Genomic DNA, 14,533 nt, shown 5'->3' on the forward strand with positions numbered 1-14,533 from the left:
CAACGCAGGACGCTTGCCATCGGTCTCCCACACAATTCCTCGCACGCGGAACGCCTTCATTCCTGCTCCATGGATGTGGATTTACCTCGGCAGTCTAGCGTCGGCAGACCGGAGAGGTGAAGGGTGGGCTATGCCCACCCCCTACTGGCCAGGCTGACGTGCTGCCGTCCACCGATGACCAGATGGTCGAGAACTCGGATGTCGAGAAGCGCCAGCGCTTGCTGCAGTCGCTCAGTGACTTGGCGGTCGGCTTGGCTGGGCTCGGGATTTCCGCTTGGGTGATTGTGGAAAAGGATGAGCGCGACTGCGTTGAGCTCCAGCGCGCGCTTGGCGACCACTCGGTTGTGGACTTCGCATCCGTCTACGGTTCCAGTGAACAGGTGCTCGACGGCCAGGATGTGGTGCTTGGTGTCGAGGAAGACGACGCCGAAGACTTCGTGCGGCAGGTGGGCGCAGCGGGCGACCAGGTAGCTGCCGGCCTGCTCGGGGCTGTGGATGTGGCCCAGCCGCTGGAGGCGCTGCTCCAAGATGCTGGCTGCTGCGAGCAAGATGCCCTCCTCGTCCATCTGGAGTTGGTATTGAGCCTTCAGGTCTTGGGTGCGCTTCATCGATTTGTCTCCACCAGCGCGTTGTGCGCCTCGTGGGAACCGACAGGCGAAGCGTCCGGCCCTACCGCACCCGGGAGTAAGCACCGCGCAAGCGGCGCGCAACGGAGGGCCGCAACAGAGCGCCAGCGTCGAGGAGGAGGCTCGCCCTTGAGGTCGGGACAGCGAAGCCAAGATTCCCTTCAAGAGGCCCAGCGCTGGTGGAGAGTGGTGATGTGCGACTCCCTTGCCAATGGTCGAAAAGCCAAGGGTGGGCCGGATGCTGCTCGCGTGCCGTTGCCATCTGCTGCACTAACCTTGTCTCCGCTTGCCAGCACCCCGCCGTTTGCGACCCGTTGTCAGCACCAGCAGCCTTGAGCGTCTGTCCACAAAATCACTCCTACTGAGCGCATTTCTGACGCAGTAGCTGAGGCGTGCATATCAACGAAATGTCGCCACGCTGTGGGACACTCGAGGCATCTCCGGACTGGCACCGCGACATGTGAAATGAACGGCTGAAGGCCGCCCTGGACCGGTGGATATTCGCTTTTAAGGCAAGCATGCCTCGCATGTCCGCATCCGCCCGGGGGATCAGAACCATCCGCACCGAGCGGCGTCTGCGTAGCTGAAAGCACGCAGATAGTCGACCACACCTTTAAGAGCTTCCGAACCAAAGGGACAACTCAGGCTCTCATCTACCGCAGGAGGGCGAAGTGGGTCGGACTATCGGCGGTTCTACTGGGGAGAACTGGTAGTAACCAACGCCAACTCAGCCTTGGCCGTCCGAGCCTTGTAGCCCGTGCCAGGCCAGAACGCTGGCGCTCATGAGGTCTGCATAGCAACGAGGGCAGCGGACCTCTTTTGATAGAGGTCTTCCGCCACCTGGGGCCACTCAATTAAGTCGTGCACCGGAACGCCAACCCATGCATGGTAGACGCACGGCAGTGCAGGGATGGCTAAAACCAGCCAAGGCGTCCATGCATGCCATTGCGAAAGAGCCGCGATGCCGGAGCCAGCCATGTTCCAGTCCAATGCCACCAACGCCACCCCGACCCAGCCCGCTCCCACCAGGGCCTGCCACCTCCCCTCGTCAATCGCGCGCTCCGCGAGTTGTTTCTCCACCGCCTTCGGGCGAGCCGACTCGGCCACTTGGGCCAACGCCTTCTCGGCCTCCCACCGATGGACGTAACGCGTCGGGTCCGGGTTCTGCGGTGGGATAGGGGTTGCCAGCCAGTGCTGAATCTTGGGCACAAACAGTTCCAGCACGGCCATTGCGAAGGAAGAAATCAACCCAGCGCCTAGGGTCATCATCACGCTGTAAGCAAGGACCAACAACAACCAGGGACCTGGGCGCGAGGCGATGTCGTTCCACTTAAAGGCCCACAGGTTGGATCCCGTCATCAACACCAGGAGCACATCCGCCAGCGCTGCAAACGCCAACAATGCGAGAGCAAAGCGAAAATCCCGAACTTTCTCTAACAGGTTCAACTTTTCAACATCGAAGGCCATGACAACAACTCCAAGGGTAGTAGCCCGGCCACCATGCCCCAGCGATGTCTCAGCAGCCGCGACGCCTAGGGCTTGGGGAAGCACCATTCCCACTCGGGGATGCCATCGACCATGCGTCCGGTAGCGATTGCACCCACTCGCTGAAACAGCTGTTGATACGCTGGCGAAAACTTGCGGACACGAAAAACGATCCGCGCGACCCCCAGTTCACGCTGGATTGATTCAGCAAAGCCCCGAAGCAGCGGCTCGCCAAATCCCTTTCCCTCCAGCTCCCGCGCCACCGCAAAATGCCCGACCGTAGCCGCCGCGCCTCTCAGCACCCATTCGTGGACGTAGCCGGCATGTCGCCCTGCGAAATAGACGTAGAGATTGGGCGATTGCTCGGTAGCATTTTCGAAGTGTTCCAGCCCACGCTGGCTTCCAAAGGTTCGCGCGTAGTGTAAGAACCGCGTTCGTAGCTCTTGCCGCATTCTTTCGGTGCCCCACGCGCATCGTTGACGCCACTCCCACATGTTCATTGCCCTCCGTGTAATCGGATTGCGATCCACGCAATCCAGCCCGACTGTGCCGTGGAGGCGCTCGCCATCACGGCCCCGTGACCAGGGATGACTTTCAGCTGGTCCACGCCGGCCCGGTCTTGCGGGAAGAACGGGCCATCTGGGCCGTAGACGAAGTGATCGCCCTGCAGCGCGTCGCAGGCCTGGCAGTGGTTGGCCAAGTAGGTCCGGTCAGCCGTTTGCGAGTAATTGGGCTTGAGCCAGGGAGCCTCGACCTGGACCCGGGCCATCGTTCCCACGTCCAGCTCGCTGATGTATTTCAGCAGCGAAGGCCCGCCCTCTTGCGGGTATTCCTCGTCTTCGTTGTCGATGAACCCTGGCACCCAAAGCGCGGTTACGGGGATGGTTGCCGAACACTTCCAGCAGGTGGTTTCGCCCTGCAGTAGGGCGTAGCTGGTGGCCGCGATGTTGAGATCAGTCATGGGATACGTCCTTGTAGACACCGCGATCCCAAGAGCGGTAGCGCCACGGCACCACGTCCTCCAAGAACGTGACGCGGGGGCTGGGGAGGTTTTTCAAACCGCCGATGGCGTATTGGAGGCCCTTGGCGTTGGCCTCGGGGACAAACAGCCAAGGTCTGGCGCTCCAATCCAGGGGCACACCGCTGTCCCTGGCCAGCGCTGCCCTGACCCCTGGCCAATGCTCGTCCCAGGCCCGCAGACGCGCCAAGAGCGACGGCGCGCGTGCGGCGTAGGTGATTTCGCAGAGATAGGTGGCCTGCTCCTTGAAGCTCACCGCCACCGCATCGCAATACCAGTGCGGCCCGCTGGTGTCCGGGTTGGCGCCTTCGTTGAGCTGGATGCAGCACTGGCTGTTGACGAACAGCGCACGATCAGCCCGTAAGTAGTCCAGCACCACGCCTTCAAAATGGTCCATCGCTTCGTGTCAGGGATCTTCTAATGATCGAAACAACCGTCCAGTCCGGGCCACGGAACGTGGCGGACGGAATGCTCATTGGTTCAACAGCTTGCTCTTCTGCGAATCGAACTCGGTCTGCGTGAGGATACCCTGCTCCTTGAGCTTCAGAAGCTTGGTCAACTCATCGGCAACCGAAACGGCTTGAGCTACGGGGGTGGTCACTGTGGTTGAGTCCTCAGCGACGGTAGCGACCTGAGTGGCAGCGGGTCGGTAGTCACGTTCAACGGTGAGTGCCAGCGCAGAGCCATTGCGCGTCACGTCGAGTGGATAGGTCGGCGCCTTAGTGGCTTTAGCCAAGCAGTCCAAAAAGTCGCTATCGGTCTTGAATTTCTTTCCGGCAACCGAAGTAATGGTATCCCCTGCCTTGAGGCCTGCTCGGTCCGCAGCTGCACCGGGCGTAACCTCAGCCACCTCATAGATAGCGTTTCTACCACCCGGAACAACCCTACCCAGAACTCCGAGCACAGCGTGGTTGGGAAACGTCGTTCCCGCCGGAAATGAGCCTCCCGCACTGATCAGGAAGCTCATGATGCTATTGTGGAAATCCGCCCCCGAGAACGGGGCGCGCTGCATCTGACCGAAGGCCATCTGCGTCTCCATCCAGCCTGACACCTGCACGCGTGAAAGGCCGGACAATTCACTCACATTGAAGCGAAAGAAGCGCCGAGGAGGCGTGGAATAGCTATTCCCGAGCAGCATCTGCCCCATGATGGACTGCCCGGCGCTCAACGGCGACTCGCAGACGACCTCTGTATCGCTGCTGCTTACGACCGTCCATTGGACGTCCATGCACTTGCTGGACAAGCGGGAAGCCGCCGCAGACGCCTTACCCAAGAACACCGCCTCGGGCGTCCCGCTCGGAGTTACAGCAAATAACTGTGATCCAGCCACGGAGAATGGCAGGAGCATGAAACCGAACAGAAAAATTAACGTGCGTGCAGACATCAGATTCCCCCTTGAGCGTTTGACGTTTACTACTTGTGCAATATTACTCTTTTAACAAAAATACGCACACCGTTTTGAGGTGCTGCTGCGAATAAAACAGGGGAGAGCCACTGCGATCCCACAAGAATCGCAAGCCATCATTACTGCCTCGAATACTATTTCCGCCGAACTACCCACATGCTTGCGACTGGCACCCGAAGCACAGGAGGTTCCGACTTCAGGACGCGGCCAGCCACATCATCTCGGAGCATGGGGACTTCTTTATTCACTCAGGTAGCAAAACAACAGAAAACCTTGACCACAACCATGGCAGCGCATGGTCGCTGTGCTCGGCCATCAGGAAAAGCTTCCGCGAGCTGCCGATGCAGCTTCGCAAAGGCGCTAGTGCTCCCATTTACCAGCTCAGTGAAGCAAGCCGAGGAGTGGGCTGGCAGAATTCGTCGATCTGAAGCTTGCGATACGCGGCTCCGTTATCCCGATCATGAACCGGGGATTGGAATACTCACGATGGCGTATCGACCCACCTTTGCGACCGTCGCTTTATCTCCCCTCCTGTAAGGGCGATCCCATCCCAACTGCTTTCCCGCTTTCTTCTGGATCTTGCGCATCTTTCGATACGCCTCCGTCCCCTCCCCGGCGCGCTCGGGATCCAAATCACCACCACGCCTCGAGGATTCGTAGTCGATAAACATGTGATTGTGGAAAGCCCGAGCCAAGTCGGCCTCCTCTAGTGCCTCTACTATTGGCCCGTAAAGCAGAGCAACGAGCTCGCCTCCTTCAAGGCCTTTGGCCATTCGAGTGCGGGCATAGTCTGCCGTCATTTGTCCCCAGTCATACAGCTGACCAACTTTCAGACGAGGGAGACGGACCACCTTGATCTCCACCACACGGCTCGCTGTTTTTCCGGGATAGACGATGTCGATACGTGACTTTACGGTGTCAAAAAGCACCGTTTCTCCGCGGTAATCGTGAAGCCATTTCTCTTTCATGGCCTCATCCCCAAACTTTTTCTTCAGCTCTTTCAAAATCCCTAACTGGATCTCTTTCTCAAGCCCTTTCGCCAAATCCTTCGAGCGCACTTCATCTAGGCCTGGCGTGGCAGTTTTAATGGCTTTTGACAGTAGGTCATGGGCCAGCATCACGACTCCTGTCGTTAGGTTCTTGAGACTACAACACGTCCTCGATGTCCTCTTCCAAAGGCAACGCAGCGGCGATCAGCATTCCTGCAGTCGCTGGGCCACGAGAGGCGTGGGGCCCTTGCGGAGTCCTCAAGCACATCCGCCGGCCGCAAACTCCATCTGCAACGCCCTCTCGTCCCAGGCCTGCGCACGTAGGGTGGGCAGGGATTCCTAGCGCGCGTCCAGACAGTCGTCGTGAGGTCAAGCATGGGCTGGCGCCGGTGGCAGGGTGATCGCGCACCCTGCCCCGACCCGTGTCAGGCCATGAGTTTGAAAAAGATTTCGCTCAATCCTTCTCGACGAGCACCGTCCAGAAGAACCCGCCCTGCGTGGGGTTGGTGGGGTTCATGGTGGCCTGGCTGAACACCGACACCACTTTCCAGCCCTTCTCGTAGAGCTGGGCGATGGTCAGGGTGCCAGCCTTGCATTGAAACGTCGTGGTGCTGTCCAGGGGCTTCATCGTGCCGACCTGGGCTGGAGAAGAACACACCTCCCCTTGCTTGGCGAAGGCGGGGGCGGAGAGGGCCAGCAGTGCTGCGGCAACGCAAATCTTTTTTAAGCTCATGGGTAGTCCCCTGTAGGCCGCCTTCCTGGCGGCCCTTGAACCTTAGCAGCGCAGTGTGGCGATGTGGATCCCCCAGTGCTTTTCACTTAATCAAGTTCCTCGCCCGTCTATCCCCCTCTGGACTTCTTGGGCGTATGAAGTGACCACTGCTATCAGTTCATCGACATGTTCTTGGCTGATGTTGTGAGGGTTGTGCTCAGTGTCTTTTCCGCCGCGGTGCGCTATGTCATGGCGAATCTTGGTGGGGGCTTCAAGGGCCGCATACGATGGCATGGTGATACCAAGCAAATGCCCTAAAAAACGTCCGTTCTTCTCCCAGCGGTGCCAGACCTTCGTCTTCAACCCCTGGTTGAGTTCTACGACAATCGTGGCCCTGTTGCCCTCGCTGTCATCACCCAGTTGAGCCAGCCGCTGTTGCGTGTGCGGATCTCGTTGAATGAGCCGGCCTATCGCTGAAGCATCCTGTTCCAACCAATACGCCGCCTGCTCCCAGAGAAACGTTTCCAGAGTAGTAATGACTGCCGCATACACCAGCTGACGCAAAAGGATTCGAGTCATGGGAGGACCATTCAGCTCGGTCATCGTTCGAAGTTCGGCCAACCGTTCTTCCAATCGCTGAATAGGGCCGTCAGGCCGATCAACGAAGACATCGTCCCACTCGTCCTCCGCAGTGAGCTCCGTTGGCGCCCACTCGTCACCTACCTCCTGATGAAGTTCATTCACAAGCTCTGCAATCACCTCGTAGGTCACCACGTCGTCAAAGCGCTCTTGGAGGACATCGTTCGGATCGTGGGGACCGCCTCGCAGGAAGAAGTAGGCGCCAGCATCAGAGTTGTAAGGCGTTTCAATCTGGGGGTCGCAATAGCGCTCAAGGAACCAAAGCCGCATTGCCTTCGTCTGCTCACTTGGAGGGGCAGTGGCCAGCCACCCGTCATCCACTTCCCGGGTAGCCATATCTGAGAATGCGGCGGGGTCTGGCTCAGGCGGTCGGCTCTGCATTTCAATGATTCGGTCCGTCAAACTCATTCGATTCTCCTGGGTTGATAGCGCGTGAAACGTTACAAGAGATGTCGCCGCGCGCGTTCCACGCCTGAGTTCTGCTTGCAGCGGCGGGGGGGGGGCTTGGCTCGTTCAGGGAAATACTAATAGCGGGGGTCCGGGCTTGGTCGTAGCCTGTTCCACCGGTTGCGTCTCACCGGGTGATCCGAACTCCCCGGAGACTTGCCGCCATGCTCAACCCCGCTCACACCCCACCCGGCTTTCTTGGCGCTGCAGACCTGCGCGCATTGCAGATGCCGCTCCCGTTGCTTGGCTTCCGTGTCACGTGTGGCTTTCCAAGCCCGGCCGAGGACTACATGTCCGACGTGCTGGACATCAACCAGCGCGTGGTCAGCAACCCGGTCGCCACCTCTTTTGTGGAAGCCGACACCGGCACGTCGATGGTCGATTTCGGGATCTTCCCGGGCGACACCTTGGTGGTGGACCGCTCGCTGGAAGCCAAGCACGGCGACATCATCATGGTGAACTGGGAGGGCGGCTTCATGATCAAGCAGCTTCGCCGACGCGGTGGTCGCTTCGAGCTCCACTCCGGCAACCCGGCCAACGGCCCGATCCTGGTTGGGGAAGACGTGGGCCTGGATGTCTGGGGAGTCGTGACCTGGAGCTTTCGAAAGCAGTTGAGGCGGTAAGAAGCTAGATACGCCGATCTCCTGCCGTCGAGGGCTTGGTTACCGCGGGAGTGCTGTCATACAGGATGCTATTGCCAGCTTTTGGCGACTTGTTTGCCGCCCATGTATCTGGGTCTTGCTCGCGCAAACGCGCGTCATTCCATGCGTCACTCCCAATCTCCAACTCTGCTGATGACTTCTTGGTTTCCTTTCCCACGTGAACTCCATGCTTGGCCTTGTTGACGGAAACAACTTTTACGCCTCTTGCGAACGGGTGTTCAACCCCTCGTTGAGTGGGCGGCCGGTCGTCGTGCTGTCCAACAACGACGGCTGCGCGGTGCCCGGAGTCAGGAAGCCAAGGACTTGGGCGTGGGCATGGGGCAACCGATCCACCAGGTCCCGCCCGAGGTCCGCCGTCAGCTCAAGGTCCTATCGGCCAACTTCGGCCTGTATGGAGACCTGTCCGGGCGTGTGGTGTCGGTCTTGCGGGAACTCTTCTCGCAGGTTGAGGTCTACTCCATCGACGAGTCGTTCGTGTCCTTCGACGGCATCCCGGAGCGCGATCACGAGCGCGTGGCGACGGAGGCCCGGGCCAGGATCTTGAAGTGGACCGGCATTCCCTGCTGCGTCGGCATCGGGCCCACGAAGACGTTGGCGAAGCTGGGCAACAAGGCGGCCAAGAAGACCGTGCTTGGGGTCATGACTGCCCTGCCCGGCTCTCTTTTGCTGGAGCGCTTCGAGGTGGAAGACGTGTGGGGCGTGGGCCATCGCACCCGGGCCAAGCTCGACATCGAAGGGATTTTGACCGCCGCGGACCTGGCCCGGGCGGACACTGAAACCTTGCGGTCGCGGTATGGCGTGACCCTCGCCCGCACCCAGCGCGAGCTCCAGGGCATCGCGTGCTCGGGGTTGGAAGAGGTCGAGCCGGATCGACAGCAGATCGTGGTGTCCAGGTCATTTGGGCGCGAGGTCACGACCATCGAGGACCTTCAGCAGGCGGTGGCCACCTTTGCGCAAAGGGCCTGCGAAAAGCTGCGAGGTCGAACGCTCCAGGCCGGCGGCGTCTGGGTGTTTCTCCACACCAACCCTTTCAAGCCTGGTGCTCCGCAATACCACCCCAGCAAAGCATTCAACTTCGTGGCCCCAACCGTGGACACACGTGAATTGCTGAAGGTCGTTCAAGGGCTGACCAAGGCGATGTGGAAACCGGGCTACCGCTACAAAAAGGCCGGCATCGGACTGCTGGACCTGACCGCGGGCGACTTGCACCAGGGCGATCTCTTCTCGAGGGTTGATCCACGGAGCAAAGCGCTCATGGAGGTCATGGATCGCGCCAACGCGAAGTTTGGGCGCGGCTCGATGGCCTTTGCCTCGTCGGCCAAGCGGGTGCGAGGTGGTGAGCAGCGCAAGCAGGTCTGGGCGATGAACCAGGCCGCGTTGTCTCCGGCCTACACGACTCGGTGGGATCAACTCGTCAGGGTGAAGTAGAAGCGCCCGGACTGGCCATCACGACGGGGACCCCATCCTTCTGCATCGCCTTCGCGTAAAACGCAGGCAGCTCCAACAAAACAACACCTTCCCTGACGGACAACGTGAGTGGGATGTCCTTCCAAAAGCTCTCAATAGCCTGGGAGAACGCGTCTAGATGGTCTTCGGTGACGCACAAGTGCGTGTAGTCCACGTATGCCCAGGGGCTCCCCGACGTTAGCGTTGGGATAAACCGGGGAAAGCACTTCTTGAGGTCCTCAAAGGACTGGCCCTCCCCATGCTTAAACGCGTTCACGACCAGTCGCAATGCTTCCAGGTCTTGGTAACCAGTCGCTGACGGGACGTCCCAACCCAATGCAACAAGCAGCGATTCTAGGTTGCTCCAATCCGACCGCCAGATCTGATCGCGGGTCTTTTCGCCCACTACCCAGCCAGACTGGCGCAGCTCACGCGCCACACGGACGCGAAGGCTCTTGTCGAAGTGGTGATACATGCCGGCAGCGATGCCCAGGATGGTGCGCTGGCGCATCTCCTGGAGCAGATCGTAGTGCTCAAGGCCGCGATGGAACGCCGCCTCGTAGACCATGGACATGTCCCCGTCTTCAGGATCGAAATATTCTGGCGGGATCTCCCTGCATTCCTTCTCCTTCGCGTCCGCCTCCGCTTCAATCGAAGCAAACGGCGGCAGGAGCCGAGCCTTGGACTCCACCAGGTAAAAGCGTTGCTCTTTGACCTGCAATGCAATCTCTTCAGCCATGAAGCAGAAAATGCCTCTGCGTCTGCGCGTGACTGGGACCCCCAACGTCTTTGGCGTCTGGCTCACGTTGAATCCTTAAGGCGAAGCGTGTGGACCGTAGGGCTGTAGGTCCGAACCGACTTGGACAAACGCCTCTGCTTTCGAGGTTTCCAGGACCGATGGCTCGTTGGCCTGGATGTCCTCCAGGAACTTGCGAAAAATTTTCCCGCCCTTCTTCATCGTCATTTCCTCGCTGCGCTGGTGGTCATCCGACACCATCACCATGATCAAGTCATCGGCGCTCGCCAACTCCTTAAGAAAGTCTCCAGAGATCGGCGCGAGCACGGTCCATGACCACGTGCAAAGCTGGCCAGAACAACGCACATCCGGCCGACTGGTGTTTTTAGCACTCAATCGAATGGTGCGGCGTCCGTCGACACGGAAGAGAATCGAGCTGACATCCAAAGGCTTGTATACGAACATAACAGCACGTTGAAATCCCATTTGCCCGTCAGCAGTGATGATCTGATTGCCAACGCCAGCCATGCCAATCGTGCCGGTGCCGTAAACGCAGCCCTTCTTGCCGGTGAAGGTATCGGCCTCGCACTTGGGCTTGGCTTGAGCCAGACATGCCCAGCCTCCAAGGACAGAAAAAGCCGTCAGAACGGCCAGCACTTTCCTCTTTCGCCAGCAGGAGATGCTGCAGAATTTTCCTAACACTGTTCCTCCACCTTCCGTTGCGACCACTTGCGAGCCGACACATTGCTACCCGCAAGATCAAGTAAACGAAACCTCGAAGACACGCTCAACTCGGCGAAGCTTCTCAAACTTGGCCTTCAAGTCGATCTTGGTCACTTTGAGCGCCATGTCGAAATCGAACCCGAATGACTGCGTATAAGTGTTCTGGAGCGTAAAGCTGTGGATTCGATTCCCATCTTTTCTGCCCTTGAAGATGGACTGCACCTTCGGATCGTTACGAAACCAAATGGACTTCTCCACCAGGTCATCCGGCACCGGGCCGTCATGGCCAGACATGGTGGCTTTCGTCACAGACTCGTTCCCTGACTTGCTTCCGCCACCGAACGTGCCACCCACTCCGGAAGTTGCTTCGGCAACGCCCGCAGAACCGCCTGCTTCATTGCTTATGCGGTCGATGATGGAAATAGACGTGGCGCCCATGACGCGCATCAGGTCCATCAGTTCGGAATCCTTTTCATCCTTCAGTGCGACGTGGAAGTCTTCCACGGGGACCAGGCGGTCGTCCGCCATGGGGTGCACCGTGTAAAAACCCAGACCGATGCCGGCACTACCCGGAAACCGAGCGTTCACCGCTGCTCGCTGGATGGGCACTGCGGCTTTATCGAACTCCTTTGCAAAAGCCTGGAAGTCCGCCCACAACGCCTTGTAAATGGCTTGCGGGGTTTCCTGAAGCTTTGAGGTTCGATATACAGCACTCAGTGCGGTCGTCATCTGAGCCACCCCTCCTAAGACGGGCAACATCGAAGCCATCGCCCCCACCTTGCCCACCTTGAACGCGGCCAAATAGTCATCAAAAATCTTCTTCGCCTCCGAAGCCTCCATGACCTTCGCCGAGCGCTCTATCGCCGGGTAAGCCCTGAACACATCCGAGTCAACACGGATGTTTGCGATTCCATCTGCCGAGTCGGCAACCACTTCAAAGATCTTCACAGCCCCCCCCTGTTTCCTTTATTCCATAGCACCCAATGCGGGTGCCTTCCTATGACTTCTTGTTGATCGCAGCCTTGATCTGATCAGTGACGCTGGGGCCATGTTGCTCCTTGACGGCCATGATGTAGACGCCTTTGCCCTTGCTCTTCGCTGCCCAAAGGTCTCCGACCATCCGCTTCTCTTTTTCTTGGTCAGCGGTAAACCGATCGCTGCCCTTGTATTCAACAACCAAGAGGCGCTGATCCTTTAACCGCGCCACGAAATCCGGGTAGGTGCGCTGGCGCGAGGTGGGCATCCAGAACTGGGAGGGGTGAGCCAAGTTGCGCACCCAGAACTCCACCTCCGGCAGCAAGTCGATGGCCTTTGCGCACTCGTATTCCTCGCCTTCGCCCTTCGTCGTCTTCCAGGTCAGATCCCCTGGCACCGGGTAGTAGTGCTTGGAAAACCGGTAGGGCCCCTGGTAAGAGAACCGCGCCGGGTATTTCGTCATGTCGGCCGGATACTCGAACGCGTGGTCCGGGCCATCGTCCACCACCAGCTCCATGCCGCTTTCAAACAAGGCTTGCTGAAACCCCTTGGCCAAGACAGCAGCTTTGGTGGACTGAAGGAGCTCGGAAAACTTGCGCTGGAGCACGAACTGGCCGCGGAGTAGCTGCGCCAGTGAGAAACCCCGGTCGTTCATGAGCCCCTCGATGGCCACCCGCACCCACTCCCGCACCTCGGGCTGCCGGATGTGGATGTCGCGGATCTTTCCATCCAGAAAGCCGATGAGGTCGTTGGCCGTTTTGTTCTCGGCAAACCCTGGCAGGTAAGTCCCGACGTCGTCCTTGATCGAGTGGTAGACCACGCTGCCTTTCTCAAGATCCACCTCGAAGGTCATCGAATCGTTGTCAAAGTGGAAGCTGGAAAGGTCCGCAGGGTAATCGCCCAGGTTCCATTTCAGACCCTGGGTCACGACGCTGCGATCAACCAGCTCCAGCTCGCCTTGCTCTACTGTGTAAAGGCGTGGGACTCGGAACGGGATGCCGTGCTCGCTGGGCGCCTTGGCGGCTGCCGTGAGCATCTGGTGGCGTTCGACCTGGGCAGCGACCTCTTCGCGCCGCTTGGCCGGCACCGACTTGAGGATGGCCGCGACTGTGGAATCGTCCAGATCGTTGGTCAACTCCACCACACCACTGTTTCCATCGCCTTCCTGCGTCAGCTTAAACACCACTCGCTCGTGATCGCGCTCTGGAGCACTGGACAGATCGGGGGCTTTCTCCAACTCGATCCGGGTCACTGGCAAGGTTGGGGTGTTCATCGACCCACCCGTGAGCTCCAGAGGTCCGCCATCAGTTTTGGACCCGCGGATAGCAGCAGCGGCTTCCAAGGGGTTGAAACCAATGTTCACCAGCGACTGGGTGAGCTCTCCCGCCGCTTTGCCAAAGCTCGTAGTGGTGACATGGGCATAAGCCTTGTTCATTTCGTCTTGCTTGCGGCGAGTCGCATAAGGCATGCGCAACACGCGCCCCAGCAACTGCTGAATGTCCTTGTCGGACTTCACCTGGGCTACCGAGCAAAAGACATAAGCGAAGCTGCAATCCCAGCCTTCTTTCAGCGCCTGCTTGGTGACGATGACCTCAATCGGGCAGTCCTTGGCAAAGAGATCCTTGCCTTCAATCCCACGGTGATCGCCTGTAGCAACGGCCACAGAGTCATTGGGAAGTTTCTCTACCTCCTCCAAGTGCTTGAGCACCTCTTCGACGGTGGCGACGCCCTTGGCGCTTTCGGCCTGGATGAGCAAGATGGGACGAATGTAGTCCGGCTCGTTGGTAGCGATTTTCGACAGCGCCTTGCGCCGTGCCACCGCGCTGCTGATGGCTACGGGCCAATCGCTTTCGTGCTCTTTCAACACCACCGGGAACTTGATCATGTTCTCGGCCTTCAGTTCAAAGGCAGAAACCGACACCAGCACGTTGGAGCTCTTCATATCGGGGGTGGCGGTCATTTCAACCACCGCGCGCGGGCCCAGGCGAACATAGACCTCGTAGCTCAACGGGGTGGTGGCGTTGTGGGCTTCATCCATCACCACAAGCGGGCCATGAAGCTTCAAGAGGTTGGCAAAGGACGCCACCACCTTGCCCTTGTCGTTGCGCTCAAGATAAGGAAGGTCTGCAACGCCTCCAACGAAATGGGGCTCCAAGTCCTCGTGGTGGTCGTAGACCTTGCGCCCTTCCGTCTTCTCCACGCGCAGCGCAGCCACGGTGGCGACCACGATGCAACACTTGGTCAGCAGATCAGCCGGGCGGATTTGGGCAAAGTCGGCCACGTCGAACACGACGACCTGGCCGCCAAAGGCTTTGTCCAGCTCCTGACGGTAGGGGTGCCTGGGGTTGCGAAAGGCATCCAGGGTCTGGGTCTTGATCTGGGTGGTGGGCACCATCCACATGACCACCGGCAACTTGCGTTCCAAGTAGTCCGTGCCCGCGGTGTTGATGACGTGAGCACCCATCACCGTCTTGCCGCCACCTGTGGGAATACGCAGGCAGACGTAGGGCACTTCGGGCAAGCCGGGCATGGGCTTGTAGGTATCAATCAGCCCGTCGTCCACCGATGCTGCAAAGGCATCGGCAGGGCCGTCCAGCCGTGCTGCCTTGAAAAACAGTGACAGGCGGTTCAGCGAACGGGTTTGATAGGTCTTAAGGGCAAGCGTCATCT

The 14,533-nt window shown here is 59.2% G+C and carries 15 protein-coding genes and 1 pseudogene; 3 read left to right on the forward strand and 13 right to left on the reverse strand.

Features of this window, described 5'->3' with window-relative positions; all coding sequences use genetic code 11:
* Positions 1–128 precede the first annotated feature (128 nt).
* The 9 genes from AC1KVG_RS14345 to AC1KVG_RS14385 all read right to left on the reverse strand — a co-directional run bounded on the left by AC1KVG_RS14345 (position 129) and on the right by AC1KVG_RS14385 (position 7,282).
* Positions 129–608, reverse strand: coding sequence for a JAB domain-containing protein (locus AC1KVG_RS14345; protein ID WP_481094847.1), 480 nt, complete (start codon positions 606–608; stop codon positions 129–131).
* Between the two features lie 798 nt (positions 609–1,406).
* A complete protein-coding gene (locus AC1KVG_RS14350) occupies positions 1,407–2,093 on the reverse strand; it encodes a hypothetical protein (protein WP_481094848.1) in 687 nt (228 codons plus the stop codon).
* A 65-nt stretch (positions 2,094–2,158) separates the two neighbouring features.
* The gene (locus tag AC1KVG_RS14355) at positions 2,159–2,611 is read right to left on the reverse strand and encodes an N-acetyltransferase (protein WP_254806835.1); all 453 of its coding nucleotides are present in this window, start codon (positions 2,609–2,611) and stop codon (positions 2,159–2,161) included.
* On the reverse strand, positions 2,608–3,072 hold the full coding sequence (locus tag AC1KVG_RS14360; protein ID WP_254806836.1) for a hypothetical protein: 465 nt from the start codon (positions 3,070–3,072) through the stop codon (positions 2,608–2,610). The genes AC1KVG_RS14355 and AC1KVG_RS14360 overlap by 4 nt, the downstream gene beginning before the upstream one ends.
* The gene (locus AC1KVG_RS14365) at positions 3,065–3,526 is read right to left on the reverse strand and encodes a hypothetical protein (RefSeq protein ID WP_323536183.1); all 462 of its coding nucleotides are present in this window, start codon (positions 3,524–3,526) and stop codon (positions 3,065–3,067) included. The genes AC1KVG_RS14360 and AC1KVG_RS14365 overlap by 8 nt, the downstream gene beginning before the upstream one ends.
* Positions 3,527–3,601: 75 nt before the next feature.
* The gene (locus AC1KVG_RS14370) at positions 3,602–4,513 is read right to left on the reverse strand and encodes an SHOCT domain-containing protein (protein ID WP_481094849.1); all 912 of its coding nucleotides are present in this window, start codon (positions 4,511–4,513) and stop codon (positions 3,602–3,604) included.
* A gap of 479 nt (positions 4,514–4,992) precedes the next feature.
* On the reverse strand, positions 4,993–5,652 hold the full coding sequence (locus AC1KVG_RS14375; RefSeq protein ID WP_407364927.1) for a hypothetical protein: 660 nt from the start codon (positions 5,650–5,652) through the stop codon (positions 4,993–4,995).
* Between the two features lie 325 nt (positions 5,653–5,977).
* Complete coding sequence (locus AC1KVG_RS14380) at positions 5,978–6,256, reverse strand: hypothetical protein (RefSeq protein WP_254806840.1); 279 nt, start codon at positions 6,254–6,256, stop codon at positions 5,978–5,980.
* A 90-nt stretch (positions 6,257–6,346) separates the two neighbouring features.
* Positions 6,347–7,282, reverse strand: coding sequence for a hypothetical protein (locus AC1KVG_RS14385; RefSeq protein WP_407364928.1), 936 nt, complete (start codon positions 7,280–7,282; stop codon positions 6,347–6,349).
* Positions 7,283–7,485: 203 nt separating this feature from the next.
* Between AC1KVG_RS14385 and AC1KVG_RS14390 the strand changes: the two genes are divergently transcribed.
* The 3 genes and pseudogenes from AC1KVG_RS14390 (at position 7,486) to AC1KVG_RS14400 (ending at position 9,411) form a co-directional block, all read left to right on the forward strand.
* Positions 7,486–7,944, forward strand: a complete 459-nt coding sequence (locus AC1KVG_RS14390; RefSeq protein ID WP_407364930.1) for a LexA family protein — start codon at positions 7,486–7,488, stop codon at positions 7,942–7,944.
* A 205-nt stretch (positions 7,945–8,149) separates the two neighbouring features.
* A pseudogene (locus AC1KVG_RS14395) lies at positions 8,150–8,212 on the forward strand (hypothetical protein); the annotation flags it as partial.
* Positions 8,213–8,298: 86 nt separating this feature from the next.
* Positions 8,299–9,411, forward strand: coding sequence for a Y-family DNA polymerase (locus AC1KVG_RS14400; protein ID WP_407364931.1), 1,113 nt, complete (start codon positions 8,299–8,301; stop codon positions 9,409–9,411).
* Here AC1KVG_RS14400 and AC1KVG_RS14405 read toward each other — a convergent pair.
* The 4 genes from AC1KVG_RS14405 to AC1KVG_RS14420 all read right to left on the reverse strand — a co-directional run bounded on the left by AC1KVG_RS14405 (position 9,398) and on the right by AC1KVG_RS14420 (position 14,531).
* On the reverse strand, positions 9,398–10,168 hold the full coding sequence (locus AC1KVG_RS14405; protein ID WP_407364932.1) for a hypothetical protein: 771 nt from the start codon (positions 10,166–10,168) through the stop codon (positions 9,398–9,400). The two genes, AC1KVG_RS14400 and AC1KVG_RS14405, sit on opposite strands and share 14 nt — an antisense overlap.
* A gap of 75 nt (positions 10,169–10,243) precedes the next feature.
* Positions 10,244–10,822 (reverse strand): hypothetical protein, encoded by a 579-nt coding sequence (locus tag AC1KVG_RS14410; RefSeq protein ID WP_407364933.1) that lies wholly within the window; start codon positions 10,820–10,822, stop codon positions 10,244–10,246.
* 102 nt (positions 10,823–10,924) lie between these two features.
* The gene (locus AC1KVG_RS14415) at positions 10,925–11,836 is read right to left on the reverse strand and encodes a hypothetical protein (protein ID WP_481094850.1); all 912 of its coding nucleotides are present in this window, start codon (positions 11,834–11,836) and stop codon (positions 10,925–10,927) included.
* 49 nt (positions 11,837–11,885) lie between these two features.
* Positions 11,886–14,531, reverse strand: coding sequence for a DEAD/DEAH box helicase (locus tag AC1KVG_RS14420; protein WP_407364936.1), 2,646 nt, complete (start codon positions 14,529–14,531; stop codon positions 11,886–11,888).
* Positions 14,532–14,533: the final 2 nt, after the last annotated feature.

This window comes from Xanthomonas sp. NCPPB 3959, from assembly GCF_056675575.1.

Coding starts and splice junctions, on each gene's coding strand:
- AC1KVG_RS14345 (WP_481094847.1), bottom strand. CDS start 608: ATGAAGCGCACCCAAGACCTGAAGGCTCAATACCAACTCCAGATGGAC.
- AC1KVG_RS14350 (WP_481094848.1), bottom strand. CDS start 2,093: ATGGCCTTCGATGTTGAAAAGTTGAACCTGTTAGAGAAAGTTCGGGAT.
- AC1KVG_RS14355 (WP_254806835.1), bottom strand. CDS start 2,611: ATGAACATGTGGGAGTGGCGTCAACGATGCGCGTGGGGCACCGAAAGA.
- AC1KVG_RS14360 (WP_254806836.1), bottom strand. CDS start 3,072: ATGACTGATCTCAACATCGCGGCCACCAGCTACGCCCTACTGCAGGGC.
- AC1KVG_RS14365 (WP_323536183.1), bottom strand. CDS start 3,526: ATGGACCATTTTGAAGGCGTGGTGCTGGACTACTTACGGGCTGATCGT.
- AC1KVG_RS14370 (WP_481094849.1), bottom strand. CDS start 4,513: ATGTCTGCACGCACGTTAATTTTTCTGTTCGGTTTCATGCTCCTGCCA.
- AC1KVG_RS14375 (WP_407364927.1), bottom strand. CDS start 5,652: ATGCTGGCCCATGACCTACTGTCAAAAGCCATTAAAACTGCCACGCCA.
- AC1KVG_RS14380 (WP_254806840.1), bottom strand. CDS start 6,256: ATGAGCTTAAAAAAGATTTGCGTTGCCGCAGCACTGCTGGCCCTCTCC.
- AC1KVG_RS14385 (WP_407364928.1), bottom strand. CDS start 7,282: ATGAGTTTGACGGACCGAATCATTGAAATGCAGAGCCGACCGCCTGAG.
- AC1KVG_RS14390 (WP_407364930.1), top strand. CDS start 7,486: ATGCTCAACCCCGCTCACACCCCACCCGGCTTTCTTGGCGCTGCAGAC.
- AC1KVG_RS14400 (WP_407364931.1), top strand. CDS start 8,299: ATGGGGCAACCGATCCACCAGGTCCCGCCCGAGGTCCGCCGTCAGCTC.
- AC1KVG_RS14405 (WP_407364932.1), bottom strand. CDS start 10,168: ATGGCTGAAGAGATTGCATTGCAGGTCAAAGAGCAACGCTTTTACCTG.
- AC1KVG_RS14420 (WP_407364936.1), bottom strand. CDS start 14,531: ATGACGCTTGCCCTTAAGACCTATCAAACCCGTTCGCTGAACCGCCTG.